Raw genomic sequence first — 25,718 nt, 5'->3', positions numbered from 1 at the left:
AATGGCCTCATGCCGTTGAGCTCCACGACCGCATCCCCCGAACAAAGCCGCCTTGGTCTTCAGGCGGCTTTTTCGTTTTCTGGTTCCCACTTCCTGCGAGCGATCTGACACATGCCATTGCCCCCCGCCCCAACGAAACGCGCCGCATTGCTCTCGCCGGACGCACTCGACGCGCCCGCCCGGTCCTCGCACAGGGGCTCGCGCCGCGCCACCGACCAGCGCGCCGATGAGGCACCCGCACGCACGCCTCAACCGCTGGAGCTGTTCGACAGCGTCGGCACCGACGGTGCCGGTGGCGCATCCGCCGCCACGCGCTCGGCACGCCGTACAAAGGCGAAAGCCTCGCCCGCCGCACCCGCCGTCTCTCCGGCACCCGTGAGCGCCCCCCAGCCGCAAGCCCTCATACAGGTCGAGACGAAGGTGCCGACCGCTTTGGCCGCCGCCCCGACACCTGTCGCCCCGGCGCCGCAGGCTCCCGCCCGCCCCAAGCGCAGCAAGTCCACCGGCCCCGCCAAGCTCTTCGTGCTCGACACCAACGTGCTGCTGCACGACCCGATGTGTCTGTTCCGCTTCGAGGAGCACGACATCTTCCTGCCGATGATCGTGCTGGAAGAGCTCGACGGCCACAAGAAAGGCACCACCGAAGTCGCCCGCAATGGTCGCCAGACCAGCCGCACGCTCGACGCGCTGGCAGCCGCGCAGGATGCCGACATCGACAAGGGCCTGAAGCTCGACACCACCGGCCACCGCGAAGCCGGCGGCCGCCTGTTCTTCCAGACCGCCCCGCTCGACTACTCGCTGCCCGTCAGCCTGCCCCAGGGCAAGGCGGACAACCAGATCCTCGGCGTGGTGCAGGCGCTGCGCGACGAGTACGCCACCGACAAGCCCGGCAAGCCGAAACAAGAGGTCGTGCTGGTGTCGAAGGACATCAACATGCGCGTCAAGGCGCGCGCGCTCGGTCTGGCCGCCGACGACTACCAGAACGACAAGACGCTGGAAGACGGCGACCTGCTCTATGCCGGTTCGCTGGCCCTGCCGCCCGACTTCTGGACCCGCCAGAGCAAGACGGTCGAAAGCTGGCAGAGCGGCAGCAACACCTTCTACCGGATCAGCGGTCCGCTGGTGCCCAACCTGTATATCAACCAGTTCGTCTTCTTCGAGGCGCCCGGCGAGCCGAGCATGTACGCGCGCGTCACCGAAATCCGCGACAAGACCGCGGTGCTCAAGACGCTCAAGGACTACAGCTCGGGCAAGAACGCCGTGTGGGGCGTGAACACGCGCAACCGCGAGCAGAACTTCGCGATGAACCTGCTGATGGACCCGGAGATCGACTTCGTCACGCTGACCGGCACCGCCGGCACCGGCAAGACCCTGATGGCGCTGGCCTCCGGCCTGACGCAGGTGCTCGACGACCGCCGCTACACCGAGATCATCATGACCCGCGCCACCGTGAGCGTGGGCGAAGACATCGGCTTCCTGCCCGGCACCGAGGAAGAAAAGATGGGCCCCTGGATGGGCGCTCTCGACGACAACCTCGAGTTCCTGGCCAAGGGCGACGGCGGCGGTGCCGGCGAATGGGGCCGCGCGGCCACCAACGAGCTGATCCGCAGCCGCATCAAGGTCAAGAGCATGAACTTCATGCGCGGGCGCACCTTCCTGAACAAGTACGTGATCATCGACGAGGCGCAGAACCTGACGCCCAAGCAGATGAAGACTCTGATCACGCGCGCCGGCCCCGGCACCAAGATCATCTGCATGGGCAACCTTGCGCAGATCGACACGCCGTACCTCACGGAAGGCTCCTCCGGCCTGACCTTCGCGGTCGACAAGTTCAAGGGCTGGCCGCACGGCGGGCACATCACGCTGGCGCGCGGCGAACGCTCGCGGCTGGCCGATTTCGCGAGCGACGTGCTCTAAGCCTTCGCTTCGTCCCGCACAGGGCCCGCGCATGCTCCCCCGAGCATCGCGGGCTTTTTTTCGCCCTGCCGACAGGCTACTGACAAGACGCTGTCAGTAGCCCGCCAGCACCATCGAGGCTCCTTCCCAACACACGAAAGAGAGCCCTCCAAATGCAAAACGCCATCAGCTGGTTCGAGATCCCGGTCGCCGACATGGACCGCGCCCAGATCTTCTATGAAACCGTCCTGGGCCGCAAGCTGCGCCGCGAGACCTTCGGCGACGACACGCTGGCCGTGTTTCCCCACGACAAGCCCGCCACGGGCGGCGCCCTGCAAGCCGGCGCGAACGGCAGCGCACGTGCCGGCACCGGGATCCGCATCTACCTCGATTGCGCGCCCAGCATCGACGCCGTGCTGGCACGCGTCGAGGCGGCCGGCGGACAGATCGTGGGGCCCAAGGCCGCGCTGCCACCGGGCATGGGCTTCATCGCCTACCTGCGCGACACCGAAGGCAACGAAGTCGGCCTGCACGCGCTGGACTGAACCCATCATGACGCAGCGAAACTGGATCGCCGTGGCCAGCGCCGAGCACGCCCGGCGCGGCCGCGACCACCGGCCCACCGGCTTCATGCAGGTGGGCCACGGCAAGCATGCGCCACTCAAGCGGCTCTCGCCCGGTGACCGCGTGGCCTACTACTCGCCGGCCACTGTGTTCGGCGGCACCGACAGGCTGCAGAGCTTCGTCGCGATCGGCATCGTGCAGCCCGGCGAGCCCTACGAGTTCGACATGGGCAACGGCTTCGTGCCCTGGCGCCGCGACGTGGCGTATGCGGCCACCCACGAAGCGCCCATCGCGCCGCTGATCGAACGCCTCGCCTTCATCGAGAACCCCAAGCAATGGGGCTACAAATTCCGCTTCGGCATGTTCGAGGTCAGTGATGACGACATGCGGCTGATCGCCCAGGCCATGAAGGCCGAACCGAAGACACTATTTTGAGGAGAAGAAAAGACATGGAACCCATCCGCCAGCACGTCGACGCCTTCCGCGTCTCGGGCCTCACCGTCCGCACCACCAACCGCGAAGAAAGCGCCCCGGCAACCGCTCGCCTCAGCGCGCTGTGGGGCCGCTTCTTCGGCGAAGAGACTTATGCATCGACCCCGAACCGCACGGCCGACATGCGCATCTTCGGCGTCTACTCGGCCTATGAATCGGATGCCCATGGCCCGTTCGACGTGACGGCCGGCGTCGTAGTCACGAATGGGGAAGGCAGCATCCCCATCGAGGCCGGCGACTACCTCGTCTTCACCGGCCAGGGCGAGATGCCGCACATGGTGATCGCCACCTGGCAGCACATCTGGCAATATTTCGAGGCACACCCGGATGTCGCGCGCAGCTACCGCAGCGACTTCGAAGCCTACGAAGGACCGGACAAGGTGGCGATCCACATCGGAGTTGCATGAGCCTCAAGAAGAGCTGGCGCGAGAGACTGGCCAGCTACCCTCACCTGCCGACCGTCAAGGAGATTCCCGCCGCCATGCGCCCCAGGCGCGGCGAAGGGACCATCGCCACGCCGTCGCCACAGGAAGTCGAAGCCGCGATGCGCAGCGTGCCCGAAGGCCGCCTCGCAACCGTCATGGGCATCGGCGAGGACATTGCAGCGCGTCACCACGCCACCATCGGCTGCACCGTGACCACGGCGATCTTCGCGCACATGGTGGCGCATGCGGCCGAGGAAGCGCTGTCGAATCCGGCGGAGCGCGCGCCCTGGTGGCGCACGCTCAAGATCGGGGGCGAGCTCAATCCGAAATACCCCGGCGGCATCGAGGCGCAGATGTCGAAGCTCGAGGCCGAGGGCCACACGGTCGTGCAGCGCGGCAAGCGCTACTTCGTCGAAGGATTCGCGAAGAAGCTCACCGGAACAAGCTGATGCGCCGCGCCGACCGTCTCTTCCAGATCGTGCAGCTCATTCGCGGGCGCCGCCTCACCACGGCCGCCTTCCTGGCGCAGCGCCTCGAGGTGTCGGAACGCACGGTGTACCGCGACGTGGCCGACCTGCAGCACCAGGGCGTGCCCATCGAAGGCGAGGCCGGCATGGGCTACCGGCTGGGTGCGGGCTTCGAGCTGCCGCCGCTGATGTTCACGCAGGACGAGGCATCAGCCTTGGTGGCCGCCGCTCGCATGGCGCAGAGCTGGGTCGACCCGGCGCTGGCACGCGACATCGAGACCGGTCTCGGCAAGATCCTGTCGGTGCTGCCGGTGGCGGCGCGGGTGTCGGCCGAGGCGCTGGCGCTCTACGCTCCCGCGATGGGCCTGGACCCCGCCTTGCGTGCGCGGCTGCAGACGCTGCGCGAGGCCGTGCAGTCGCACAACAAGCTGCGGCTGGCCTACCGCGACGTATCGGGCGACGCCAGCGAACGCACGGTGCGGCCGCTGGGTTGTTTCTACTGGGGCAAGGTATGGACGCTGTCGGCGTGGTGCGAGCTGCGCGACGACTTCCGCGGCTTCCGGCTGGACCGCATGGATGCGATCGACATGCTGCCCGATCGTTTTCGCGACGAGCCCGGCAAGACGCTGGCCGACCTGCTTCGCACCTTCAAGGTCGAGAAGGTGCAAGGGCAGATCCTGCCGATCAAGTAGGCACGTTCAGTACTGCTCGTTGTGGCTGTAGCCGGCCAGGTTCTCGAACTTGGTGATCGGCTTCAGGAAAGCCAGCTTGACGGTGCCCGTGGGACCGTTCCGGTGCTTGCTGATGATGACCTCGGCCACACCCGGCTCCTTGCTGTTCTTGTCGTAGTAGTCGTCGCGGTAGATGAACATGATGATGTCCGCGTCCTGCTCGATGGCACCGGATTCGCGCAAGTCGCTCATCATGGGACGCTTGTCGGTCCGGCTTTCCACGCCGCGGCTGAGCTGCGACAGCGCGATCACCGGGCACTTCAGTTCCTTGGCCAGCATCTTCAGACCCCGCGAGATCTCGCCCACGGCGGTGGCGCGGTTCTCGTCGCCGGAACTGCTGGTGGACATCAGCTGAAGGTAGTCGACCACGATCAGGCCAAGCCGTCCGTACTGGCGCGCCAGCCGCCGCGCATTGGCACGCAGTTCGCTGGTCGAAAGGCCCGGCGTCTCGTCGATGTGCAGCGACACGGTGCGCAGCTTCTCGATGGCTTCGGTCAGGCGTGGCCACTCTTCGTCGCTGAGTTTGCCGGTGCGCAAATGGCCCTGGTCGATGCGGCCGATCGAGCCCACGATACGCACCGCCAGCTGCGAAGCGCCCATTTCCATCGAGAACACAGCGACGGGCAACCCCTCTTCGAGCGCGACGTGCTCGGCGATATTGATCGCGAGCGAGGTCTTGCCCATCGACGGACGCGCGGCGAGCACGATCATGTCGCCGGGCTGCAGGCCCGAGGTCATCTTGTCGAAGTCGTGGAAGCCGGTGCGGATGCCCGTGATGTCGTTCGGGTTCTCGGCCATCTCGGTCACGCGGTCGAGCAGTTCGACCACCAGGGCATCCATGCTCTGGAAGCCCTGCTTCATCCGCGTGCCTTCTTCTCCGATGTTGAAGATCTTCTGCTCGGCTTCGTCGAGGATCTTGTCGACCTGCTTGCCTTGCGGATTGAAGGCCTGCGTCGCGATCTCGTCGGCAGCGGACACCAGTTTTCTCAGGATCGAGCGCTCACGAACGATCTCTGCGTAGCGCCGGATGTTGCTCGCGCTGGGTACGTACTGCGCGAGCGAGTTCAGATAGACCAGCCCGCCGATCTCGTCGGCCTTGCCGAGGTTCTGCAACTGCTCGTAGACCGTGATCACGTCGGCCGGCTTGCTGGCATTGATCAGCCCGCCAATGGCGGCATAGATCAGCTTGTGTTCGTGCCGGTAGAAGTCGCCGTCGACCAGCAGATCGCCCATGCGATCCCAAGCTCCGTTGTCGAGCAGCAGACCGCCGAGCACGCTCGATTCAGCCTCGATGGAATGAGGCGGAATGCGCAGTTGGGCGATCTGGCGGTCGGCCGACGGGTCATTGTCGGCATAGGAGAAAACGGCGGACATGGACTTCCCTTGCAACCCTGCATGCTAAGCCGCGCACGCCGATGCGTGTGTGGACAAGGTTGTGAATAAACGGTGATCTTCCAGTGCAATGCACTGGAAAACACGGGCGCGAAAAAAGAAAAGCCGCCCGAAGGCGGCTTCTGCTGCAGCGCACAAGGCGCTGTGAGCGATCAGGCGGTTTCGCCGTAGACCGTCACGGTGATGTCGACCACCACATCGGTATGCAGGGCAACGCTCACGGTGCTGTCGCCGACGACCTTGATCGGGCCGTTGGGCAGGCGAACTTGCGCCTTGACAACCTTGTAGCCTTGCTTGCCCAGCTCTTCGGCGATGTCGCCGTTGGTGACCGAGCCGAACAGACGGCCGTCGACGCCAGCCTTTTGCGTCAGCTTGATGGTCGTGCCACCGAGCTTTTCGCCTTGAGCTTGCGATTCGGCCAGCTTGGCGGCCGCAGCCTTTTCGAGTTCGGCGCGCTTGGCTTCGAATTCGGCCTTGTTGGCGGCGGTGGCACGGCGGGCCAGGCCCGTCGGGATCAGGAAGTTGCGAGCGTAGCCGTCCTTGACCTTGACGATATCGCCCAGGGCACCGACGTTGACAACCTTGTCCAGAAGAATGATTTGCATGTTCTCGACTCCTTAGACGCGGTGCTGGTCGCTGTACGGCACCATGGCCAGGAAGCGCGCGCGCTTGATGGCGGTGTTCAACTGGCGTTGGTAGATCGCGCGCGTGCCGGTCAGGCGGGCGGGGATGATCTTGCCGTTTTCGCTGATGAAGTCACGCAGCGTGTCGATGTCCTTGTAGTCGATTTCTTCGACGCCAGCGACGGTGAAGCGGCAGAAGCGCTTGCGCTTGAACAGCAGCGACTGGGTGTTGCGCTTCGGGCGCTTGTCTTTGTTGAATTTCTTGAACGTGGCCATTTGAGGACCTCTTTTCGAAAATTAATCTTGCTGAAAATCCTGGATATGCAGGACCGGATGCTTGCCGTTGCCCGGTGTCGCGAGAAAGCCCTGAAAACGCCAGAGGCTCCCCATCGACTGCTTTGCGAGCCGTTCGGCGATTGCGCCGAAGGCCACGGCCTTGAGGGCCGTCTTGACCTGCCGGGGCTTACCCTCTTCCTGGAGCGTCGACTCGTGTTCGAGCTTCAGGTCGATGGCGGGCAAGCCGGCCGGCGTGAATCGCAAGGCTCCGAGTTCGGCAACGGCGGCGGACAGCAGAAGCTGGTTGACCCCGGTTGCCGCAGCGGCAGCAGTCACACCATCAGTTGTTGTTGGCGGCGTACTCGGCCTGCTGGGCCTTGCGGGCCTCTTCGCGCTCGACCGTCTTCATCATCGACGAAGGACCGGTTTCGGCCTTCTTCTTCTGAACGGTCAGGTGGCGCAACACGGCGTCGTTGAACTTGAACGCGTGTTCGAGTTCGGCCATCACGGCTTGTTCGGCTTCGATGTTGACGCACAGGTAGTGCGCCTTGTTGAGCTTGTTGATCTGGTAAGCCAGCTGACGGCGGCCCCAGTCTTCAACGCGGTGGACGTTGCCGCCGCCGGCCGTGATCAGGCCCTTGTAGCGCTCCAGCATGGCCGGAACTTGTTCGCTCTGATCCGGGTGGATCAGCAAAATGATTTCGTAGTGACGCATGGCACTCCTTGTGGATTCTTCCGAAGAAGAGGAAAAGCCACCTGCAGCGTCGGGCGCAGTGTGGCAAGGCAAAGCCGGCGATTATAGCCCTGTAATCCGCACGCCGGCAAGGCGCCTCAGTCTCCCAGGGCCTTGTCCAGGGGGGCAGCCTTCTCCGGGCCGACCGCGGCACGGATCTTCGGCGCCAGCGCCACCAGGTCGTCGTAGCTGGTCGTGCCCTCGACCTGGAGGTTGAGCCGGAAGCCCATCAGGCCCAGGCTGCCGGTGAGCTGGGTAGCGATGGGATAGGCGTCCTTGTAACGCTGCTGCTTGCTGCGGCCGGAGGCACTGGCGGCCGGCTTCGGCTCCTCTGCAGGGGCCGGGCCCGCGGCAACAGGCTGCGCGGCCTTGCCGCCCACGGGCTCCAGCACGCCGAGCGAGATCATCTGGTCGACGTCTTCCCGCGAAATGCCCATGCCCGCGGCAAGCACGTCATCGACCGATCGCTTGCCGTCGAAAAGGATGAACGCCGAGCGCTGGCGTGGCGACAGCGGGACCGAGCGGTCTTTGAGGGCCTGGTGGCCTGCTTCGGTCTTGAGAAGAATCATGGTGGTCCCCGTTCCGGGATGCGCCCGTGAGTTCCCTCAAGTCTGGCAGCAAATACGCAATTTGTTTCAGAAACAGGCCAATGGCGCGGGAATCCCCCATGGGGGATTTCCGCAATCCGACAGGCTTCAGCGCTTGGCCAGCTGTTGCCAGGTGTCGATCACGCTGTCGGGATTCAGCGAGATCGACTCGATGCCCTGCTCCGCCAGCCACAGCGCGAAGTCGGGGTGATCGCTGGGGCCCTGGCCGCAGATGCCGACGTACTTGCCCTGCGCCTTGCAGGCCTTGATGGCGCGGCTCAGCATGGCCTTGACGGCAGGGTCGCGCTCGTCGAAGTCGGCGGCCAGCAGTTCGAGGCCCGAGTCGCGGTCCAGGCCCAGGGTGAGCTGGGTCAGGTCGTTCGAACCGATCGAGAAGCCGTCGAAGAACTGCAGGAACTCGTCGGCCAGGATGGCGTTGCTAGGCACCTCGCACATCATGATCAGCTTGAGCTCGTTCTCGCCGCGCTTCAGGCCGTGTTCGCCGAGCAGGCCGGTCACGCGCTCGGCCTGGCCCAGGGTGCGCACGAAGGGCACCATGATCTGCACGTTGGTCAGGCCCATGTCGTTGCGCACGCGCTTCAGGGCTTCGCATTCCATGGCGAAGGCTTCGCCGAAATCGGCGCTCAGGTAACGCGCGGCACCGCGGAAGCCCAGCATCGGGTTTTCTTCTTCCGGCTCGTAGCGGCTGCCACCGATCAGCTTGCGGTATTCGTTCGACTTGAAGTCGGACAGGCGCACGATGACGGGCTTGGGCCAGAACGCGGCCGCGATGGTCGCGATGCCTTCAGCCACCTTGTCGACGTAGAACGCACGCGGCGAAGCATGGCCGCGGGCCACCGACTCGACGGCCTTCTTCAGGTCGTTGTCGACGTTCGGATAGTCGAGGATCGCCTTCGGGTGCACGCCGATGTTGTTGTTGATGATGAACTCCAGGCGGGCCAGGCCCACGCCGTGGTTCGGCAGCTGCGCGAAGTCGAAGGCGAGCTGCGGGTTGCCCACGTTCATCATGATCTTGAGGTCGATCTCGGGCATCACGCCGCGCTGCACTTCGGTCACTTCGGTCTCGAGCAGGCCGTCGTAGATGAAGCCGGTGTCGCCCTCGGCGCAGCTCACGGTCACCAGCGTGCCGTCCTTCAGCAAGTCGGTGGCGTCGCCGCAGCCGACCACGGCCGGAATGCCGAGTTCACGCGCGATGATGGCCGCATGGCAGGTGCGCCCGCCGCGGTTGGTGACGATGGCGGCGGCACGCTTCATGACCGGCTCCCAGTTGGGATCGGTCATGTCGGTGACGAGCACGTCGCCGGCCTGCACCTTGTCCATTTCGCTGATGCTGTGCACGAGCCGCACGGGGCCGGTGCCGATCTTCTGGCCGATGGCGCGGCCTTCGGCCAGCACTGCGCCCTTGCCCAGCAGCTTGTAGCGCTGCTCGGCCTTGCCCTGCTGCTGGCTCTTCACCGTCTCGGGACGTGCCTGCAGGATGTAGAGGTGGCCGTCGGTGCCGTCCTTGCCCCACTCGATGTCCATCGGGCGGCCATAGTGCTCCTCGATGACCAGGGCGTATCTGGCGAGCTGCTCGACGTCGGCGTCGCTCAGCGAGTAGCGGTTGCGCTGCTCGGCCTTGACGTCGGTGGTCTTCACCAGCTTGCCGCTCGCCTTTTTCTCTTCGGGCGTCGCAAACTCCATCTGGATCAGCTTGGAGCCGAGGTTGCGGCGGATGACGGCCTTCTTGCCGGCGCGCAGCGTCGGCTTGTGCACGTAGAACTCGTCGGGGTTCACGGCGCCCTGCACCACCGTTTCGCCCAGGCCGTAGCTGGAGGTGATGAACACCACGTCTTCGAAGCCCGATTCGGTGTCGATGGTGAACATCACGCCGGCGGCGCCGAGGTCGGAGCGCACCATGCGCTGCACACCAGCCGACAGCGCGACCACGTCATGCTCGAAGCCCTTGTGCACGCGGTAGCTGATGGCGCGGTCGTTGTAGAGGGAGGCGAAAACCTCCTTCATCTTGTGCAGCACGTCGTCGATGCCGACCACGTTCAGGAAGGTCTCTTGCTGGCCCGCGAAGGAGGCGTCGGGCAGGTCTTCCGCGGTGGCCGAGGAGCGCACGGCGAACGACGCGGCCGGGTTGCCGGCGCTCAGCGTGGCAAAGGCTTCGCCGATGGCTTTCTGCAGGTCGGCCGGGAAAGGCTGGGCCTCGACCATGGCGCGGATCTCGGCGCCGGCGGTGGCCAGGGCGCGCACGTCTTCGGTGTCCAGCGCGGCCAGGCGCTTGCTGATCTTGTCGGCCAGGCCATCGTGGGCCAGGAACTGGCGGAATGCGTGCGCCGTGGTTGCGAAACCGGTAGGCACCCGCACGCCTTGCGGCAGCTGCGAGATCATTTCGCCGAGGCTGGCGTTCTTGCCGCCAACCGCCTCGACGTCGGTCATTCTCAGGTTTTCAAACGGTACGACCAGGGCGGTCGCGTCGAAAAGTGCAGACATGGGGAAGCTCCAGAAGTTGAAACCGGTGCCGCATGCAGACGGCGCGGCACGATCGTTGTCGTTGCTTTGGGTGCTGGCGCGGTGTGCATGGAAAGAATTGGGGATGGGAAGCGGATTCCCGATAATGGCCCGGATTGTAGGCGTGGCAAGGTTGCCCGCGCCGCAGGACAAGGCCGCATGACCACGCATTCACGCACTGTTTTCTTCATTTCCGACGGTACGGGCATCACCGCCGAGACCTTCGGTAACGCCGTTCTCGCCCAGTTCGAGATGAAACCGCGCCATGTCCGACTACCTTTTACCGACACGGTCGACAAGGCGCACCAGGCGGTGCGGCAGATCAACCACACGGCTGAACTCGAGGGCGTGCGCCCCATCGTCTTCACCACGCTGGCCAACATGGACGTGCTGGAAGTCATCGAAACCGGCTGCAAGGGCATGCTGCTGGACATGTTCGGCACCTTCGTGCGGCCGCTGGAAATCGAGTTGGGCGTGAAGTCCAACCACCGGATCGGCCGCTTCAGCGACGTCAGCAAGAGCAAGGAATACAACGACCGCATCGCCGCGATCGATTTCAGCCTGCAGCACGACGACGGCCAGAGCAACCGCGACCTCGAGGGCGCCGACGTGATCCTGGTGGGCGTCAGCCGCAGCGGCAAGACACCGACTTCGCTCTACCTGGCGATGCAGCACGGCCTGAAGGCGGCCAACTACCCGCTGATTCCGGAAGACTTCGACCGCCGCCAGCTGCCGCCTGCCCTGACGCCGCACCGCAAGAAGATCTTCGGCCTGACCATCCAGCCCGACCGGCTCAGCGAGATCCGCAACGAGCGCCGGCCCAATTCGCGCTACGCCAGCCTTGAGAACTGCCGCCACGAGGTGAGCGAAGCCGAGGCGATGATGCGGCGCGCCGGCATCCGCTGGCTGTCGACCACCACCAAGTCGATCGAGGAAATCGCGACGACGATCCTGCAGGAACTGCGGCCCGAGCGGCTGACGTACTGATTTCGCTATCTTTTGGATAGCAAAGAGCGCCCGGCAAGCGGGCGCTCTTGCATGGCGCATGCGCCGATGCGTCTTCAGGCAGGAGCCGATGTGCGAATCAGGTGATCGAACGCACCCAGCGCCGCCTTCGCGCCATCGCCCGCCGCGATGATGATCTGCTTGAACGGCACCGTGGTGGCGTCACCCGCCGCGAACACGCCGGGCACCGAGGTCTGGCCGCGTGCGTCGACGATGATTTCGCCGTGCTTCGACAGTTCGACCGTGCCCTTGAGCCAGTCGGTGTTGGGCACCAGGCCGATCTGGATGAACACGCCTTCGAGCTCGACCTTCTTCAGCTCGCCCGTCGCACGGTCCTTGAAAACCAGGCCGTTGACCTTCTGGTCGCCGGTGATCTCGGTGGTCTGCGCATTGGTGAAGATGTCGACGTTCTTCAGGCTCTTGAGCTTGCGCTGCAGCACGGCGTCGGCGCGCAGTTGCGTGTCGAACTCGATCAGCGTGACATGGCCGACGATGCCGGCCAGGTCGATGGCCGCTTCGACGCCCGAATTGCCGCCGCCGATGACCGCGACGCGCTTGCCCTTGAACAGCGGGCCGTCGCAGTGCGGGCAGTAGGCCACGCCCTTGTTCTTGAACTCGTGCTCGCCGGGCACGTTGATGTTGCGCCAGCGCGCACCGGTCGAAATGATGACGGTCTTGCTCTTGAGCGAGGCGCCGCTTTCGAGCTGCACCTCGATGAGGTCGTTGCCCGGCACCAGCGCCCTGGCGCGCTGCAGGTTCATGATGTCCACGTCGTAGTCGCGCACATGCTCCTCAAGGGCGTGGGCGAACTTCGGTCCTTCGGTTTCCTTGATCGAGATGAAGTTCTCGATGCCCATGGTGTCGAGCACCTGGCCGCCGAAGCGCTCCGAGGCCACGCCGGTGCGGATGCCCTTGCGCGCGGCGTACACGGCCGCTGCGGCGCCGGCCGGGCCGCCGCCGACGATCAGCACGTCGAATGCATCCTTACCGGCAATCTTCTTCGCTTCGCGCTCGACGCCGCTGTTGTCGATCTTGGCGAGGATTTCTTCCAGGCTCATGCGGCCCTGGCCGAATTCGGTGCCGTTCAGGAACACGGTCGGCACGGCCATGATCTGGCGTTCCTTGACTTCGTCCTGGAAGGTGCCGCCTTCGATCATGGTGGCGCGGATGCGCGGGTTCTGCACCGCCATCAGGTTCAGCGCCTGGACCACGTCGGGGCAGTTGTGGCAGGTGAGCGAGACGTAGATTTCGAACTCGAAATCGCCGTCGAGCGCCTTGATCTGGTCGAGCACGGCCTGCTCGACCTTCGGGGGATAGCCGCCGATCTGCAGCAGCGCAAGGATCAGCGACGTGAATTCATGGCCCATGGGCAGGCCGGCAAAGCGCGGGCCGTGGTTTTCGCTCGGGCGGTTGATCGAGAACGAGGGCTTGCGGTGGTTGTCGTCGCGGCTTTCGGTCAGCTTGACCAGCGGGGAAACATCAGCCACATCCTTCAGCAGCGACAACACTTCGCCCGAGGCCTTGCTGTCGTCGAGCGAGGCGACGATCTCGATCGGCTGCGTGGCGCGTTCGAGGTAACTCTTCAATTGGGCTTTGGTGTTTGCGTCGAGCATGAGGGACTCTCTTTCGATAACTGGAAACTATCAACTGGGGGACAAAAAAGCCCGGGGCCTCGTGAGCGCCCGGGCTTTCGCACGGGGACGCTTAGATCTTGCCGACGAGGTCGAACGACGGAGCGATCGTCTTGTCGCCTTCGTTCCACTTGGCCGGGCACACTTCGTTCGGGTGAGCGGCGGTGTAGACGGCTGCTTTGAGCTTGCGCAGGGTTTCCTTGACGTCGCGAGCGATTTCGTTGGAGTGCACTTCGGCGGTCTTGATGATGCCTTCAGGATTGATCACGAAAGTGCCGCGCAGTGCCAGGCCTTCTTCGGGGATGTGCACGCCGAAAGCGTTGGTCAGCGTGTGGGTCGGGTCGCCAACCAGCGGGAACTTGGCCTTGCCGACGGCCGGCGAGGTGTCGTGCCAGACCTTGTGCGAGAAGTGCGTGTCGGTGGTCACGATGTAGACCTCGGCACCCAGCTTCTGGAACTCGGGGTAGTTGTCGGCCGCGTCTTCGACTTCGGTCGGGCAGTTGAAGGTGAACGCCGCCGGCATGAAGATCAGCACGGACCACTTGCCCTTGAGCGTCTCGTCGGACACGTCGATGAACTTGCCGTTGAGGTAGGCCTGGGTCTTGAAGGGCTGGACTTGGGTGTTGATCAGGGACATTGAAATTCCTTAGATGCTGCGGTTGGACAAAGATAAGTGCGAGCCATTAGTATAACTACCAATCAAACACATTCAATAGTCAGTATCTATTAAAAGTATTGGAGCTTGCTATGTTCCCGATGGCTGCGAAACGCCTTTGGACATGAACCAATACGAACGTGTATCACCATCACACGCATGCAGACCGGCGCAGCATGGGATTGCTTGCAAGCGTGCGTCCGGTCCTCTGACAATCCCCTCTTTCAGAACAAGGAAAACGTCATGAAGGGCGACCCCAAGGTCATCGAACATCTGCAGGCGCAGCTCAAGAACGAGCTGACCGCAATCAACCAGTACTTCCTCCACTACCGCATGCTCAAGCACTGGGGTCTGGACAAGCTGGCAAAGAAGGAATACGAGGAATCGATCGGCGAAATGAAGCACGCCGACAAGCTGATGGACCGCATCTTCATGCTCGACGGCCTGCCGAACCTGCAGGACCTGGGCAAGCTGAACATCGGCGAAGACGTGCCCGAACTGCTGCGTTGCGACCTCGGCGCCGAAACCGGCGCGCAAGCCACCATCAAGGACGGCATCGCGCATTGCGAATCGGTGCGCGACTATGTCTCGCGCGATCTGCTGCAAGAGATCCTGGACGACACGGAAGAGCACATCGACTTCCTCGAAACCCAGATCGACCTGATCGACAAGGTCGGCCTGCAGAACTACCTGCAGTCGCAGATGGGCGAACTCGAATAAGCAAGGCTTCCGCGCTTGCCAGCCAACGGGACTTCGGTCCCGTTTTTTATTGCTTTACGTAACTTAACCACGCTCAATTAGCAGTCATTCTCATTTGCGCAGATAGAATCCGCGCCTTCGATGACTGCCGCCCGCCCTGACAACCGACGCCGCGCCTACTGGCTCAAGACCCTGCATGAATGGCACTGGGTCAGCTCCGCGATCTGCCTGATCGGCATGATCCTGTTCAGCATCACGGGCTTCACGCTGAACCACGCCGGCCAGATCGAGGCCAAGCCGGCCGTCACCAGGCTCAGCGGCACGGTCGACGAAGCCTTACGCGCGCAGCTCGGAAAGCAGTTGGCCGCCGCCAAGGCCGAGAAGGGCAAGGCCCCCCTGCCCGCGGAACTCCAGGCCTGGGTCCAACAGCACTGGGACATAGCCACCGCCGGGCGCGACGCCGAATGGTCGGACGACGAAATCTATCTTTCGCTTCCCCGCCCCGGCGGCGACGCCTGGCTGCGCCTGAGCCTGGCCGACGGCGAGATCGAATACGAGCGCACCAATCGCGGCTGGCTCTCTTACTTCAACGACCTCCACAAGGGCCGCAACACCGGCGCTGCGTGGAGTTGGTTCATCGACATCTTCGCGGGCGCCGCGCTGGTCTTTTCGATCACCGGCCTGTTCATTCTCAAGATGCACGCCGGCAACCGTCCTTTCACCTGGCCCATGGTGGGCATGGGGCTGGTGGTGCCGGTGCTGCTCGCGCTGCTGTTCATTCATTGACCATCCGTCGTTTCAGAAAAAAGAGGTTCCCGTGCACGTTCGCTACTCACTCGCGCCGCTTGCCATGTCGGCACTGTTCGCGGCTCCGGCCTTTGCAGCCGGGCTGGCAGTCAATATCGAGATTCCGCGGCTGAACGTATCCGAATACCACCGTCCCTACGTGGCGACCTGGATCGAGCGCAGCGACAACACCGTGGCCGGCACGCTGGCCGTCTGGTACGACGTGCGCACCAAGACGAACAACCCCGAGGGCGAAGGCACGAAGTGGCTGAAGGACCTGCGCCAGTGGTGGCGCCGCGGCGGCCGTGAACTCGCGGTGCCGGTCGACGGAGTCACGGGCGCCACCAAGCCCGCCGGCAAGCACCAGCTGAGCTTCACCGAAGGCTCGGCCCAGATGCCCAAGCTCGCACCCGGCGCCTACAAGCTGGTGGTGGAAGCCGCGCGCGAAGTGGGCGGCCGCGAAGTCGTGAGCATCCCCTTCCAGTGGCCGCCGACCGCCGCCGCGCAGCCGACCGCTTCCGGCAAGGAAGAGCTCGGCGAGATCAAGCTCGAACTCAAGCCCTGAGCGGCACTGCACGACCGTCTTTCACCGCCAGCCCGTCACCTCAAGGATCTGCCAACATGACCCACCTCACCCTGCGCGCCGCCGGCCTTGCCGTCGCCCTCACGGCCGTCGCCTCGCTGGCCCAGGCACACAACGCCTGGCTGCTGCCCTCGTCCACCGTGTTTTCCAAGGCCGACACCGTCACCATTGACGCCGCGGTGTCGAACGACCTCTTCGTCGCCAACCACGCGCCGCTGCGCCTGGACGGCCTGCAGATCACCGCCCCCGACGGCAGCACCGTCAAGCCCGAGACCGAAGCCAAGCTGAAGCTGCGCAACGTGTTCGACGTGAACGTGGCGCAGACCGGCACCTACCGCATCGCGGTGATCAACGCCGGCGCGTTCGCGAGCTGGAAGGACAAGGCAACCGGCCAGACCAAACGCGCACGCGGCACGGCCGAAAGCATTGCCAAGGAAGTACCGGCCGATGCAACGGAAGTGGCGATCACGCAGTCGGCCGGCCGCATCGAGACCTTCGTGACCGTCGGCAAACCTTCGGCGCTCAAGCCGATCGGCCAGGGCCTGGAGCTGGTCTCCGCGGGCAGCCCGACCGACCTGGCCAAGGGCGAGAAAGCCACCTTCACCCTGAACCTCGACGGCCAGCCCGCGAAAGACCTCGAAGTGACGGTGACGGCAGGCAATACGCAGTACCGCGACAAGCTCGAGGAAATCAAGCTCAAGACCGACGACAAGGGGCAGTTCAGCGTGACCTGGCCGGCCGCCGGCATGTACTGGCTCGACGCCAGCACCAAGGACAACAAGACCACGGTGCCACAAGCCAAGGAACGCCGCCTGAGCTACGCCGCCACCCTTGAAGTGATGCCCTGACGCGGCAAGCGGCCTTGGGAATTTCGTTCAGCACCTGGCGCGCTGGCGGCTACGCCAACGCGGCCGTCCCTCGCCCCGCCGACCCGGCCAGTCTCCAGCAGTTGGCCGGCCAGACGATGGGCACCACCTGGTCGCTGCGGTTCGACAACCCGCGGATGCTGCCGCTGGCGTCGGTGCGCGAGGCTGTCGAGGAGGCACTGGGCGTGGTGATCGCGCAGATGAGCCACTGGGAACAGGATTCGGACATCAGCCGGATCAACCGTGCGCCCGCCGGGTCGCGCCATGTGCTGCCGAAGGAGTTCGCCGAGGTGATGCGCTGCGCGGCACGCTGTGCGGCTGCCAGTGGCGGGTCAATCGATCCGACGGTCGGGTCTCTTGTCGCCTGCTGGGGCTTCGGCCCCGAGGCCGATGAATCCGGCGTGCCGGCCGCGCAGGCCCTTGCCGAAGCGCGTTCGCAGGTCGGCTGGCAGCGATTGGCATTCGATGCAGCCGACGGCGCGCTGACGCAGCCGGGTGGTGTCGTGCTCGATCTTTCCGGCATCGCCAAGGGCTTCGCGGTCGATCACGGCACGCAGGCGCTGCAGGCACTTGGGCTGAGCGACTTCCTGTTCGAAATAGGTGGCGAGCTGCGAGGAGTCGGGCGGCGTCCCGGCGGGCAGCCGTGGCAGGTGCAGGTCGATAGCGGCCTTGCAGTCGCGCAACTCGTCGCGCTGGCGGACATGGCGGTAGCGACATCCGGCGACCGGTGGCACCAGCGGGTGCATGAAGGCAGGCACTGGTCGCACACCATCGATCCGCGCACTGGGGAGCCGGTCGCCCATGCGCTGGCCAGCGTCACCGTGCTGCACCCGCGGTGCATGGAAGCCGACGCGCTGGCCACCGTGCTGACCGTGTTGGGCCCCGACGACGGGTGGGACTTCGCGGAACGGCACCGTGTCGCCGCGTTGTTCGTGAGTCATGGCGATCCGTCGCCCACCATGCGAGCCACGAGCAACTGGCCTGCACAAGCCCGGTCATGAACGAGGCCGCGTGGCGCGCGCTCGGCGCGAGCTCTTCCGTGATCGCCTATGGCGCGTTGTGCACCGCTATCTATATGCGTGAGCGCCGGAGAAAAGCGGCAGCCTTGCGTGCTGCCGCCGCGCTGTCGGCCGACAGCCGCGACGAGCCGCCCACCCTCGTGGTTTTCGCGAGCCAGACAGGCCAGGCGGAAACCATCGCCTGGCAGACGGCGCAGCAGTTGCGAGCCGCCGGCACGCCGGTGCGGGTGATGGAGATGAACACGCTCGATGCCGCGACCCTCGGCGCCGCTCGCAGAGCCGTCTTCATCGCAAGCACCTACGGCGAAGGCGATGCACCCGACGGCGCCAGCGTCTTCTGCGAGCAAGTGATGGGCTCGCCGCAGTCTCTAGGCTCGCTCCGCTACGCAGTGCTGGCGCTGGGTGACCGGCAATATGCAAACTTCTGCGGCTTCGGTCGCGCGCTCGACGAGTGGCTGCATGCGGCGGGCGCCGCGCCTGAATTCGAGCGCATCGAGGTCGACAACAGCGATCCGGCCGCACTGGCCGGGTGGCAAGCCCGGTGGGGCTCTTCGGCGGACGCCGCGTCCTCCGCCGAAGAGCCAGGCGACGCCTTCGCGCAATGGCGGCTGACCAGCCGGGAACTGCTCAACCCCGGCAGCGCCGGCGCCCCTGTCTTTCATCTGGGACTGGTGCCTCAGGCCGGCTCGATGCCGCAATGGGCCTCCGGCGACCTGGCGCAGGTAGCGGTCGCAAGCGACCCCATGCATCCTCGCGACTATTCGATCTCGTCCCTGCATTCCGATGGCGAGCTGCAACTTCTGGTGCGGCAGGAACAGCATCCCGACGGCACGCTGGGCGCCGCGTCGGGCCTGCTCACGTCAACCCTCACGGTAGGCGACAGCGTGGCGGTGCGCCTGCGGCCGCATCGCGGCTTTCGTCTCGACGGCAACGAAGCCCGCCCGTTGATCCTCATCGGGAACGGCACAGGCCTGGCGGGACTGCGCGCCCACCTGCGTGCGCGGGCCGCCGCGGGCCGGCACGACAACTGGCTGGTATTCGGCGAGCGCCAAGCAGCCCACGACTTTCTCTACCGCGAAGAGATCGACGCCTGGCAGGCTCAAGGCGTGCTTCGTCGCCTCGACATGGTGTTCTCGCGCGACCAGCCGGAGCGCTTCTACGTACAGCACCGGCTGCTGCAATCGGCCGACACCTTGCTGCAGTGGCTGCAGGACGGCGCGGCAATCTATGTCTGCGGGAGCCTCCGGGGCATGGCCTCGGGCGTGGATGCCGCTTTGCGCCAGATTGCCGGCGAAGGCTTGGTGAGTGAGCTATCGACGAGCGGACGCTACCGGCGCGACGTCTATTGAAAACCGGCAGTCGCAGCCGGGCTCGTCCGATGCGGTGCGACACTGGAACCCCCGCCCGTTCCGGGGCTTTTTCTGACTGCGGAATTCTTTACAAATGATGCTGCATGTGCCCGGGGTACTGAGCCCCGACCAGGTTCGCCAGATGCGCCTCGCGCTCGACGCCTCGCCTTGGACCGATGGGCGCGAGACCGTTGGCGACCAGGGCGCCCAGGTCAAGCGCAACCGGCAGTTGCCGGAGCAATCGCCGATCGGCCGCGACCTCGGCAAGACGGTGTTGGCGGCGCTGTCCCGGAACGCCCTCTTCTTCTCGGCCGCGCTGCCGCTGCGCTTCGTGCCGCCGCTGTTCAACCGTTATGAGGGCGGCGAAAACTACGGGGTTCATGTCGACGGCGCGGTGAGGGCCGTTCCCGGCAGCGGGGAGCAACTGCGGACCGACCTTTCCTGCACCCTCTTTCTTTGCGAACCGGAGGACTACGAGGGCGGCGAACTGGAGGTGGTCGACACCTACGGCTCGCACGAAGTGAAGCTGCCTGCCGGCGATCTCATTCTTTATCCGGCCAGCAGCCTGCATCGGGTGCATCCGGTCACCCGGGGTGCGAGGGTGTGTTCGTTCTTCTGGCTGCAGAGCATGGTGCGCAGCGACCAGCAGCGCGGCATGCTTTTCGAGCTCGACCAAAGCATCCAGAAGCTGCGGGCGCGCCTTGGCGAGTGCGAGGAAACGGTAGCGCTCACCGGCCACTATCACAATCTGCTGCGGCTCTGGTCGGAAGTCTGACGCCTGCATGCGGGTGTTGCAGGAATCGGTAACACCATAGTTATTGCAAATGCGATAAATTCTTATTTATAATCAGCCACATCCAACAGCCAGCCAACTGCCGCTTTCACCGCCATGATCGTTTGCGTCTGCCGCCGAGTCTCCGACCGCGAAATCGCACGTCACGTGCGCGCCGGCATGACTTTCGACGAAGTCCAATTCGAACTAGGCGTGGCCACCCAGTGTGGTCAGTGTGAAGGTTGTGCGCGCGATATCGTCGCGCAGTGCAGCGCTTCGCACCCGGTCGCCGCCTTGAATTGCGAGCCGGGTCCGAGGACGATCCAGCTTGCCAACTCCATCAAGGAAAGCAAGGCATGGAACTCGTCTCGGCACTCGGCGGCAGCCTGATCCTGGTCGCAGGCTCGGTCTGGTGGATTTTCCGAAAATAACGCCGGTAGCGTCTTCGTAGCGGTTTTGCTGCAATCGTGGCACTTTCCTGAGTGTCCGCATTCGAATGGTTGATCGTGTCTGATCGCTTTGCCCCTCCCCCCTCCGTCCTCGGCCTGTCCCGCAATGTCGTCATTGCCGGCAGCGTCATCGTCTTTCATGCGGCCGCGCTATGGGCACTGCAAAGCGGGTTGCTCCGGCGCGCTGCCGAGGTGGTGATTCCGGTCGAGATCCTGAGCCAGTTTGTCGAACCGCCGAAACCGAAGGCCGATCCTCCCCCTCCGCCCCCGCCGCCGCCTCAGCCCAAGGTGACGAAGGCACCGCCTCCGCCGCGGCCCCAGGCCATTCGTGAGCCGAAGCCCACTCCAGCACCCCAGGCGCCCGTCGGCGTCACGGAGCCGCCACCTCCGGCTGCCCCGCCGGCACCGCCAGCTCCTCCTGCGCCGCCCGCACCGCCACCGGCTCCGCCGGCACCGCCCGCCGTGCAGCTGCCATCCAGCAACGCCGACTACCTGCAGAACCCCAAGGCCACTTACCCGGCAATGAGCAAGCGGCTAGGCGAGCAGGGCAAGGTCATCGTGCGGGTGCTCGTCGGCGTCGACGGACTGCCCAAGAGTGCCGAAGTCAAGAAATCCAGCGGCTTCGATCGCCTCGACGAAGCCGCCGTGGAATACATCCTGAAATGCCGGTTCGTTCCCGGCAAGGTCAATGGGGTGGTGCAGGCCATGTCCTATGACGCCCCCGTCAACTACGTTCTGAACTAATTTTTCTCTGGAGCAACTTCGTATGGATTCCCAATTTGGCTTGATGAACGTCTGGAACCAAGGCGACTTCGTCACCAAGGCCGTGGCGGTGCTGTTGATCGGCATGTCGCTCGCGTCGTGGATCGTGATCATCATCAAGGCACTCGACGTCATCCGCTACAAGCGCCTTGCCAAGCATTCGCAAGACTTCTGGCACAGCGAAGACTTCGCGACCGCGCTGAACAAGCTCGGCAAGGACGACAGCAACCCGTTCCGCGCGCTGGCCCTCGAAGGCCGCGAAGCCGCGGCGCACCACCGCAACACCAAGGCCCATCTGCATGACGCGCTGGACGTGAGCGACTGGATCACGCGCGCCCTGCGCAATGGCATCGATGCATTCACCGCTCGCCTGCAGACTGGCCTGGCCATCCTGGCGTCGGTCGGCTCGACCGCTCCCTTCATCGGCCTGTTCGGCACGGTCTGGGGCATCTATCACGCGCTGATGAGCATCGGCTCGGCCGGCCAGGCGACCATCGACAAGGTGGCCGGTCCGATCGGCGAGGCGCTGATCATGACGGCCCTGGGCCTGGCCGTGGCCATTCCCGCGGTGCTCGGCTACAACGCGCTGGTGCGCGGCAACAAGTTCGTGCTGACCAAGCTGAATGCCTTCGCCCACGACCTGCACGCCTACTTCGTGACCGGCGCCCGCGTTCAGAGCGGCACTGAAGCGATCGTGGTTCCGCTCAAGAAGGGCTGAGCATCATGGCTTTCGGAACCCAAGACGAACCCGATGAGGTGATGAACGAGATCAACATGACGCCGCTGGTCGACGTCATGCTGGTGCTCCTGATCATCTTCATCATCACCGTGCCGGTGATGAAGCACGCGGTCAACATCGACCTGCCGCGCGCCACGAGCGAGCCCGAGCAACCCAAGCCGCAGAACATCCTGTTCAGCATCACGGCGAATGGCGAGTACTACTGGAACGAGCAGAAGATCGATGACAGCGAGTTGCCTGGCCGCCTGGCGGCCGAAGCTGCCAAGGAGCCCCAGCCCGAACTGCACATCCGCGGCGACAAGGCCGTGCGCTACGAGCGCGTGGCCAAGGCCATGTCCGAGGCCCGCGAAGCCGGCGTGCGCAAGATCGGCTTCATCACGGAACCCGATACGAAGTGACCTGAATCGCGATCGAAAAAAAGTTGATCGCCGCTATTGATTTTTTATTGCGAATCATTATCATTCAGTCATCGCTTCGATAAGGGAACACCAAATGCCAGCCACCCCCAACGCTTTTTCTGTTCTGAACCATCCTTCGCTCGACCAGTCGGGTGGCGGCCATGCGTCGATCCAGGCAATGCGTCCGGTCCCGATGGTCGAAAGCACGGAGCTTCTGAAAGGAAGCAAGACCGTGGGCATCATGCACAACGGTTCCCTTTATCGGCTTCAAGCCACCAAACTCGGCAAGCTGATCCTGACCAAGTAAGGTCGTTCAGCCCGCCCCTCGCGCAAGTTTCATCGTGGGGCGACTCAAGGAGATTCATCTCTCCGAGGGTCGTTTTTTGCTAGCCAACGGTTCGCCGACTAGCCAAGCTTTTTTTCACGCTGAAGCCGCCAAAAAGAAAACGCCGACCTTGAAGTCGGCGTTTTGCTTTGTGCGGTTCCGAAAGAATCAGAGGCCGAGCGCCGCGATACCCGCTTTGGCGATCTGCGCATCTTCATTCGACTTCACGCCGCTCACGCCAACTGCGCCGATCACGTGGCCATCCTTCACGATCGGCACGCCGCCTTCGAGCAGGCCCTGCACTTCAGGCGCCGTAAGGAATGCGGTACGGCCGCCGTTGATGATGTCTTCATAGACCTTGCTCTCGCGACGGCCCATGGCAGCCGTGTGTGCCTTGGCCGGGGCGATATGCGAAGACAGCGCTGCGGCACCGTCCAGACGCTGCAGCCAGAGCAGGTTGCCGGCGTCGTCCGAAATGGCGATGGTGACAGCCCAGTTGTTCTTGAGGGCCTCGGCTTCTGCCGCCGCGGCAATGGTCTTGACGTCGGCGAGTTCGAGGAATGACTTGGTCTTCATGGTTTGGCTCAGGTTGCGTAAAAACCCCACAGCATAACGGCCACGCAGCCAGCAGTGCCTTCGGGCAGGTGCCAAGCTTGGGAACATCCTGCATACGGTCTTTATCGAAACCTGCTCTTGCAGCCCCCTAGAATGCGCCCCAACTGCGTCTCAGCAGCAACCACAGGAGCTCCGGCCATGAACGACCGCGTTACCACCCTAGACACCTCCACAGGCTACGGCCAGCCGCTGGCCCAGGCAGAACGCCAGCGCGTGCTGCGCAACACCTACTGGCTGCTCGCGCTCAGCCTGCTGCCCACCGTGCTCGGCGCCTGGGTCGGCGTCAGCACCGGCATCACCCGCTCGCTCACGGGCGGCCTCGGCCTCATCGTGTTCCTCGGCGGCGCGTTCGGCTTCATGTTCGCCATCGAAAAGACCAAGAACTCCGCCGCCGGCGTGCCGGTGCTGCTGGGCTTCACCTTCTTCATGGGCTTGATGCTGTCGAGGCTGATCGCCATGGTGCTGGGCTTCAAGAACGGCTCGGAACTCATCATGACGGCCTTCGGCGGTACTGCCGGCGTGTTCTTCGTCATGGCCTCGCTGGCCACGGTCATCAAGCGCGACCTGTCGGGCATGGGCAAGTTCCTGTTCGTCGGCGCAATGGTTCTGATGTTCGGCGCCATCATCAACGTGTTCGTGGGTTCGAGCACCGGCATGCTGGTGATCTCGGTGGCCGCCATCGGCATCTTCTCTGCCTACATGCTCTATGACCTGAAGCAGATCATGGACGGCGGAGAAACCAACTACATCACCGCCACGCTCGCGCTTTACCTGGACCTGTTCAACGTGTTCCAGAGCCTGCTGGCCCTGCTGGGCATCTTCGGCGGCGAACGCGACTGATCGATAGGCCCCGCGAAGGGCCACACACCAAGAAAAAGGGCCCCGCGAGGGGCCCTTTTTTCATTCCAGCTCGAACACCGCGATCGACTCGACGTGCGCCGTGTGCGGGAACATGTTGACCACGCCCGCAAAGGTGCAGCGGTAACCCGCCTGATGCACCAGCAGGCCGGCATCGCGCGCCAGCGTGGACGGATTGCAGCTCACATACACGATGCGCTTCGGCGGCGTCCAGCCGTCGGTGCGCAGTTCGGGCTGCTGATGCAGGTCGGCCATGGCCTTGGCAAGCGCGAACGCGCCTTCGCGCGGCGGGTCGACCAGCCATTTGTCGGCGCTGCCGTCCGCCACCAGCATGGCCGGCGTCATCTCGAACAGGTTGCGTGCGACAAACGTTGCGGGCGACAGCCCACGACGGGCGGAGGTCGCGGGCTGGTTCGTCTGGTAGTTGTCGGTGGCGCGCGCCACCAGCGTGTCGCTGCCCTCGATGCCCAGCACCTCGCGCGCCTTGCTCGCCAACGGCAGCGTGAAGTTGCCGAGGCCGCAGAACCAGTCGATCACGCGCTCGTCGGGCTGCACGTCGAGCAGGCGCAGCGCCTTGCCCACGAGCGCGCGGTTGATGTGCGGATTGACCTGCGTGAAATCGGTCGGCTTGAAAGGCATCGTGACGCCGAATTCAGGCAGCCGGTAAGCCAGCGGCGTGCCGCCCTCTTCGAGCAGCTTGACTGTGTCAGGCCCCTTGGCCTGCAGCCACCATTGCACGCCCTCGTTCTGCGCTGCAAAAGCCTTCAGGCGCTCGATGTCGGCGCGCGACAGCGGCTCCAGATGCCGCAGCACCAGCGCGATCGTGCCGAGCCTCGTGGAGTCCGGTGCGTCGCCGCAGGCGAGTTCGATCTGAGGGCAGGTCTCGCGCGCATCGAGCGAGCCGATCAGCGCGCGCAGCGGCATCAGCATTTCGCTGACCTGCTTCGGCAGCACCGGGCACACCTGCATGTCGGCCAGGTAGCGGCTCTTGCGCTCGTGGAAGCCGATCAGCACCGTGCCCTTCTTGACCACGTGCCGCACCGACAGCCGCGCGCGATAGCGGTAATGCCACGCCGGGCCCTCGAGCGGCCGCAGCAGGTTCTCGGGCTTGACCTTGCCGAGGTGCCACAGGTTGTCTTCCAGCGCGCGCTGCTTCACGGCCACCTGGGCGGCCGGGTCCAGGTGCTGCATCTTGCAGCCACCGCAGGCGCCGGTGTGCAGGCCGAAATGCGGGCAGCCGGGGCGCACGCGCTGCGATGATTCACGACGGATGGTCGTGACCGTGCCCTGCTCCCAGTTGTTCTTCCGGCGATGGACGTTGAACTGCACTTCCTCGAAGGGCAATGCGCCCTCGATGAACACGACCATGCCGTCGGCCTTGTGCGATACGCCCTGTGCATCGAGGTCGAGCGACTCGACCTGCAGCCATTCTTCGCCGGGATTCGTGGGGACTTTCTTTTCTTCGATGGATTCCGTCATCCCCCGATTGTCTCAGCGCGGC

General features: G+C 64.5%; 31 protein-coding genes. 20 read left to right on the top strand and 11 right to left on the bottom strand.

Features of this window, described 5'->3' with window-relative positions; genetic code table 11:
• Positions 1 to 111: 111 nt before the first annotated feature.
• From ACWV14_RS10480 to ACWV14_RS10455, 6 genes are all read left to right on the top strand, one after another.
• Positions 112 to 1,917 (top strand): PhoH family protein, encoded by a 1,806-nt coding sequence (locus ACWV14_RS10480; protein WP_454906908.1) that lies wholly within the window; start codon positions 112 to 114, stop codon positions 1,915 to 1,917.
• Positions 1,918 to 2,069: 152 nt separating this feature from the next.
• Positions 2,070 to 2,441, top strand: a complete 372-nt coding sequence (locus ACWV14_RS10475) for a VOC family protein (protein WP_454906910.1) — start codon at positions 2,070 to 2,072, stop codon at positions 2,439 to 2,441.
• 7 nt (positions 2,442 to 2,448) lie between these two features.
• The gene (locus ACWV14_RS10470; protein ID WP_454906912.1) at positions 2,449 to 2,895 is read left to right on the top strand and encodes an EVE domain-containing protein; all 447 of its coding nucleotides are present in this window, start codon (positions 2,449 to 2,451) and stop codon (positions 2,893 to 2,895) included.
• A 14-nt stretch (positions 2,896 to 2,909) separates the two neighbouring features.
• Positions 2,910 to 3,359 carry a GyrI-like domain-containing protein gene (locus ACWV14_RS10465; protein WP_454906914.1) on the top strand — a complete coding sequence of 150 codons (450 nt, stop codon included), beginning with the start codon at positions 2,910 to 2,912 and terminating at the stop codon, positions 3,357 to 3,359.
• The gene (locus ACWV14_RS10460) at positions 3,356 to 3,826 is read left to right on the top strand and encodes a 6-O-methylguanine DNA methyltransferase (protein ID WP_454906916.1); all 471 of its coding nucleotides are present in this window, start codon (positions 3,356 to 3,358) and stop codon (positions 3,824 to 3,826) included. Before ACWV14_RS10465 ends, ACWV14_RS10460 begins: the two co-directional genes overlap by 4 nt.
• Positions 3,826 to 4,536, top strand: a complete 711-nt coding sequence (locus ACWV14_RS10455) for a helix-turn-helix transcriptional regulator (RefSeq protein ID WP_454906918.1) — start codon at positions 3,826 to 3,828, stop codon at positions 4,534 to 4,536. Before ACWV14_RS10460 ends, ACWV14_RS10455 begins: the two co-directional genes overlap by 1 nt.
• Before the next feature lie 6 nt (positions 4,537 to 4,542).
• Here the strand turns inward: ACWV14_RS10455 and dnaB are convergent, their stop codons facing one another.
• From dnaB to ppsA, 7 genes are all read right to left on the bottom strand, one after another.
• A complete protein-coding gene (gene dnaB / locus ACWV14_RS10450) occupies positions 4,543 to 5,949 on the bottom strand; it encodes a replicative DNA helicase (RefSeq protein ID WP_422085815.1) in 1,407 nt (468 codons plus the stop codon).
• A gap of 170 nt (positions 5,950 to 6,119) precedes the next feature.
• Positions 6,120 to 6,572, bottom strand: a complete 453-nt coding sequence (rplI, locus tag ACWV14_RS10445) for a 50S ribosomal protein L9 (protein WP_454906920.1) — start codon at positions 6,570 to 6,572, stop codon at positions 6,120 to 6,122.
• A gap of 12 nt (positions 6,573 to 6,584) precedes the next feature.
• Positions 6,585 to 6,866 carry a 30S ribosomal protein S18 gene (rpsR, locus tag ACWV14_RS10440; protein ID WP_007830781.1) on the bottom strand — a complete coding sequence of 94 codons (282 nt, stop codon included), beginning with the start codon at positions 6,864 to 6,866 and terminating at the stop codon, positions 6,585 to 6,587.
• Between the two features lie 21 nt (positions 6,867 to 6,887).
• The gene (gene priB, locus ACWV14_RS10435; protein WP_454906922.1) at positions 6,888 to 7,202 is read right to left on the bottom strand and encodes a primosomal replication protein N; all 315 of its coding nucleotides are present in this window, start codon (positions 7,200 to 7,202) and stop codon (positions 6,888 to 6,890) included.
• A 4-nt stretch (positions 7,203 to 7,206) separates the two neighbouring features.
• A complete protein-coding gene (gene rpsF / locus ACWV14_RS10430; protein WP_081270471.1) occupies positions 7,207 to 7,581 on the bottom strand; it encodes a 30S ribosomal protein S6 in 375 nt (124 codons plus the stop codon).
• Positions 7,582 to 7,697: 116 nt separating this feature from the next.
• Positions 7,698 to 8,168 carry a hypothetical protein gene (locus ACWV14_RS10425; RefSeq protein WP_454906924.1) on the bottom strand — a complete coding sequence of 157 codons (471 nt, stop codon included), beginning with the start codon at positions 8,166 to 8,168 and terminating at the stop codon, positions 7,698 to 7,700.
• A gap of 126 nt (positions 8,169 to 8,294) precedes the next feature.
• Positions 8,295 to 10,688: a phosphoenolpyruvate synthase gene (ppsA, locus tag ACWV14_RS10420; protein ID WP_422085811.1), complete on the bottom strand. Its 2,394-nt coding sequence runs from the start codon at positions 10,686 to 10,688 to the stop codon at positions 8,295 to 8,297.
• Positions 10,689 to 10,865: 177 nt separating this feature from the next.
• Between ppsA and ppsR the strand changes: the two genes are divergently transcribed.
• Positions 10,866 to 11,693 carry a posphoenolpyruvate synthetase regulatory kinase/phosphorylase PpsR gene (gene ppsR, locus ACWV14_RS10415; protein WP_081270474.1) on the top strand — a complete coding sequence of 276 codons (828 nt, stop codon included), beginning with the start codon at positions 10,866 to 10,868 and terminating at the stop codon, positions 11,691 to 11,693.
• Between the two features lie 74 nt (positions 11,694 to 11,767).
• Here ppsR and ahpF read toward each other — a convergent pair whose 3' ends face one another.
• Entirely contained in the window at positions 11,768 to 13,324 is a 1,557-nt protein-coding gene (gene ahpF / locus ACWV14_RS10410) for an alkyl hydroperoxide reductase subunit F (RefSeq protein WP_454906926.1), read from the bottom strand.
• Positions 13,325 to 13,415: 91 nt separating this feature from the next.
• A complete protein-coding gene (ahpC, locus tag ACWV14_RS10405) occupies positions 13,416 to 13,979 on the bottom strand; it encodes an alkyl hydroperoxide reductase subunit C (RefSeq protein WP_007830764.1) in 564 nt (187 codons plus the stop codon).
• A gap of 261 nt (positions 13,980 to 14,240) precedes the next feature.
• On the opposite strand from ahpC, the gene bfr reads away from it, so the two are divergent.
• The 12 genes from bfr (at position 14,241) to hemP (ending at position 22,726) form a co-directional block, all read left to right on the top strand.
• Positions 14,241 to 14,717, top strand: a complete 477-nt coding sequence (gene bfr / locus ACWV14_RS10400; RefSeq protein ID WP_081270476.1) for a bacterioferritin — start codon at positions 14,241 to 14,243, stop codon at positions 14,715 to 14,717.
• 120 nt (positions 14,718 to 14,837) lie between these two features.
• On the top strand, positions 14,838 to 15,482 hold the full coding sequence (locus tag ACWV14_RS10395; RefSeq protein WP_454906929.1) for a PepSY-associated TM helix domain-containing protein: 645 nt from the start codon (positions 14,838 to 14,840) through the stop codon (positions 15,480 to 15,482).
• A gap of 64 nt (positions 15,483 to 15,546) precedes the next feature.
• Positions 15,547 to 16,047 carry a DUF2271 domain-containing protein gene (locus ACWV14_RS10390; protein WP_422089159.1) on the top strand — a complete coding sequence of 167 codons (501 nt, stop codon included), beginning with the start codon at positions 15,547 to 15,549 and terminating at the stop codon, positions 16,045 to 16,047.
• A 56-nt stretch (positions 16,048 to 16,103) separates the two neighbouring features.
• On the top strand, positions 16,104 to 16,913 hold the full coding sequence (locus ACWV14_RS10385) for a DUF4198 domain-containing protein (protein ID WP_454906931.1): 810 nt from the start codon (positions 16,104 to 16,106) through the stop codon (positions 16,911 to 16,913).
• Positions 16,914 to 16,927: 14 nt separating this feature from the next.
• Positions 16,928 to 17,932 (top strand): FAD:protein FMN transferase, encoded by a 1,005-nt coding sequence (locus ACWV14_RS10380; protein ID WP_454906933.1) that lies wholly within the window; start codon positions 16,928 to 16,930, stop codon positions 17,930 to 17,932.
• Entirely contained in the window at positions 17,929 to 19,299 is a 1,371-nt protein-coding gene (locus ACWV14_RS10375; RefSeq protein ID WP_454906935.1) for a sulfite reductase subunit alpha, read from the top strand. The genes ACWV14_RS10380 and ACWV14_RS10375 overlap by 4 nt, the downstream gene beginning before the upstream one ends.
• 94 nt (positions 19,300 to 19,393) lie before the next feature.
• Positions 19,394 to 20,074 carry a Fe2+-dependent dioxygenase gene (locus ACWV14_RS10370; protein ID WP_454906937.1) on the top strand — a complete coding sequence of 227 codons (681 nt, stop codon included), beginning with the start codon at positions 19,394 to 19,396 and terminating at the stop codon, positions 20,072 to 20,074.
• 114 nt (positions 20,075 to 20,188) lie between these two features.
• Complete coding sequence (locus ACWV14_RS10365) at positions 20,189 to 20,461, top strand: (2Fe-2S)-binding protein (protein WP_422085804.1); 273 nt, start codon at positions 20,189 to 20,191, stop codon at positions 20,459 to 20,461.
• Between the two features lie 113 nt (positions 20,462 to 20,574).
• Entirely contained in the window at positions 20,575 to 21,264 is a 690-nt protein-coding gene (locus ACWV14_RS10360; RefSeq protein WP_454907834.1) for an energy transducer TonB, read from the top strand.
• A 22-nt stretch (positions 21,265 to 21,286) separates the two neighbouring features.
• Complete coding sequence (locus ACWV14_RS10355; RefSeq protein ID WP_454906939.1) at positions 21,287 to 22,000, top strand: MotA/TolQ/ExbB proton channel family protein; 714 nt, start codon at positions 21,287 to 21,289, stop codon at positions 21,998 to 22,000.
• Between the two features lie 5 nt (positions 22,001 to 22,005).
• The gene (locus ACWV14_RS10350; protein ID WP_454906941.1) at positions 22,006 to 22,419 is read left to right on the top strand and encodes an ExbD/TolR family protein; all 414 of its coding nucleotides are present in this window, start codon (positions 22,006 to 22,008) and stop codon (positions 22,417 to 22,419) included.
• Between the two features lie 94 nt (positions 22,420 to 22,513).
• The gene (hemP, locus tag ACWV14_RS10345; protein WP_422085801.1) at positions 22,514 to 22,726 is read left to right on the top strand and encodes a hemin uptake protein HemP; all 213 of its coding nucleotides are present in this window, start codon (positions 22,514 to 22,516) and stop codon (positions 22,724 to 22,726) included.
• 186 nt (positions 22,727 to 22,912) lie between these two features.
• Here the strand turns inward: hemP and ACWV14_RS10340 are convergent, their stop codons facing one another.
• The gene (locus tag ACWV14_RS10340; protein ID WP_081268676.1) at positions 22,913 to 23,320 is read right to left on the bottom strand and encodes a GlcG/HbpS family heme-binding protein; all 408 of its coding nucleotides are present in this window, start codon (positions 23,318 to 23,320) and stop codon (positions 22,913 to 22,915) included.
• Between the two features lie 177 nt (positions 23,321 to 23,497).
• Between ACWV14_RS10340 and ACWV14_RS10335 the strand changes: the two genes are divergently transcribed.
• Positions 23,498 to 24,199 (top strand): Bax inhibitor-1/YccA family protein, encoded by a 702-nt coding sequence (locus tag ACWV14_RS10335; RefSeq protein WP_081268675.1) that lies wholly within the window; start codon positions 23,498 to 23,500, stop codon positions 24,197 to 24,199.
• 60 nt (positions 24,200 to 24,259) lie between these two features.
• On the opposite strand, the gene rlmD is transcribed toward ACWV14_RS10335, so the two are convergent.
• A complete protein-coding gene (gene rlmD / locus ACWV14_RS10330) occupies positions 24,260 to 25,696 on the bottom strand; it encodes a 23S rRNA (uracil(1939)-C(5))-methyltransferase RlmD (RefSeq protein ID WP_454906944.1) in 1,437 nt (478 codons plus the stop codon).
• Between the last annotated feature and the right edge of the window lie 22 nt (positions 25,697 to 25,718).

This window comes from Variovorax durovernensis (genome assembly GCF_977011995.1).
This window is presented reverse-complemented; position numbering and strand designations above follow the sequence as displayed.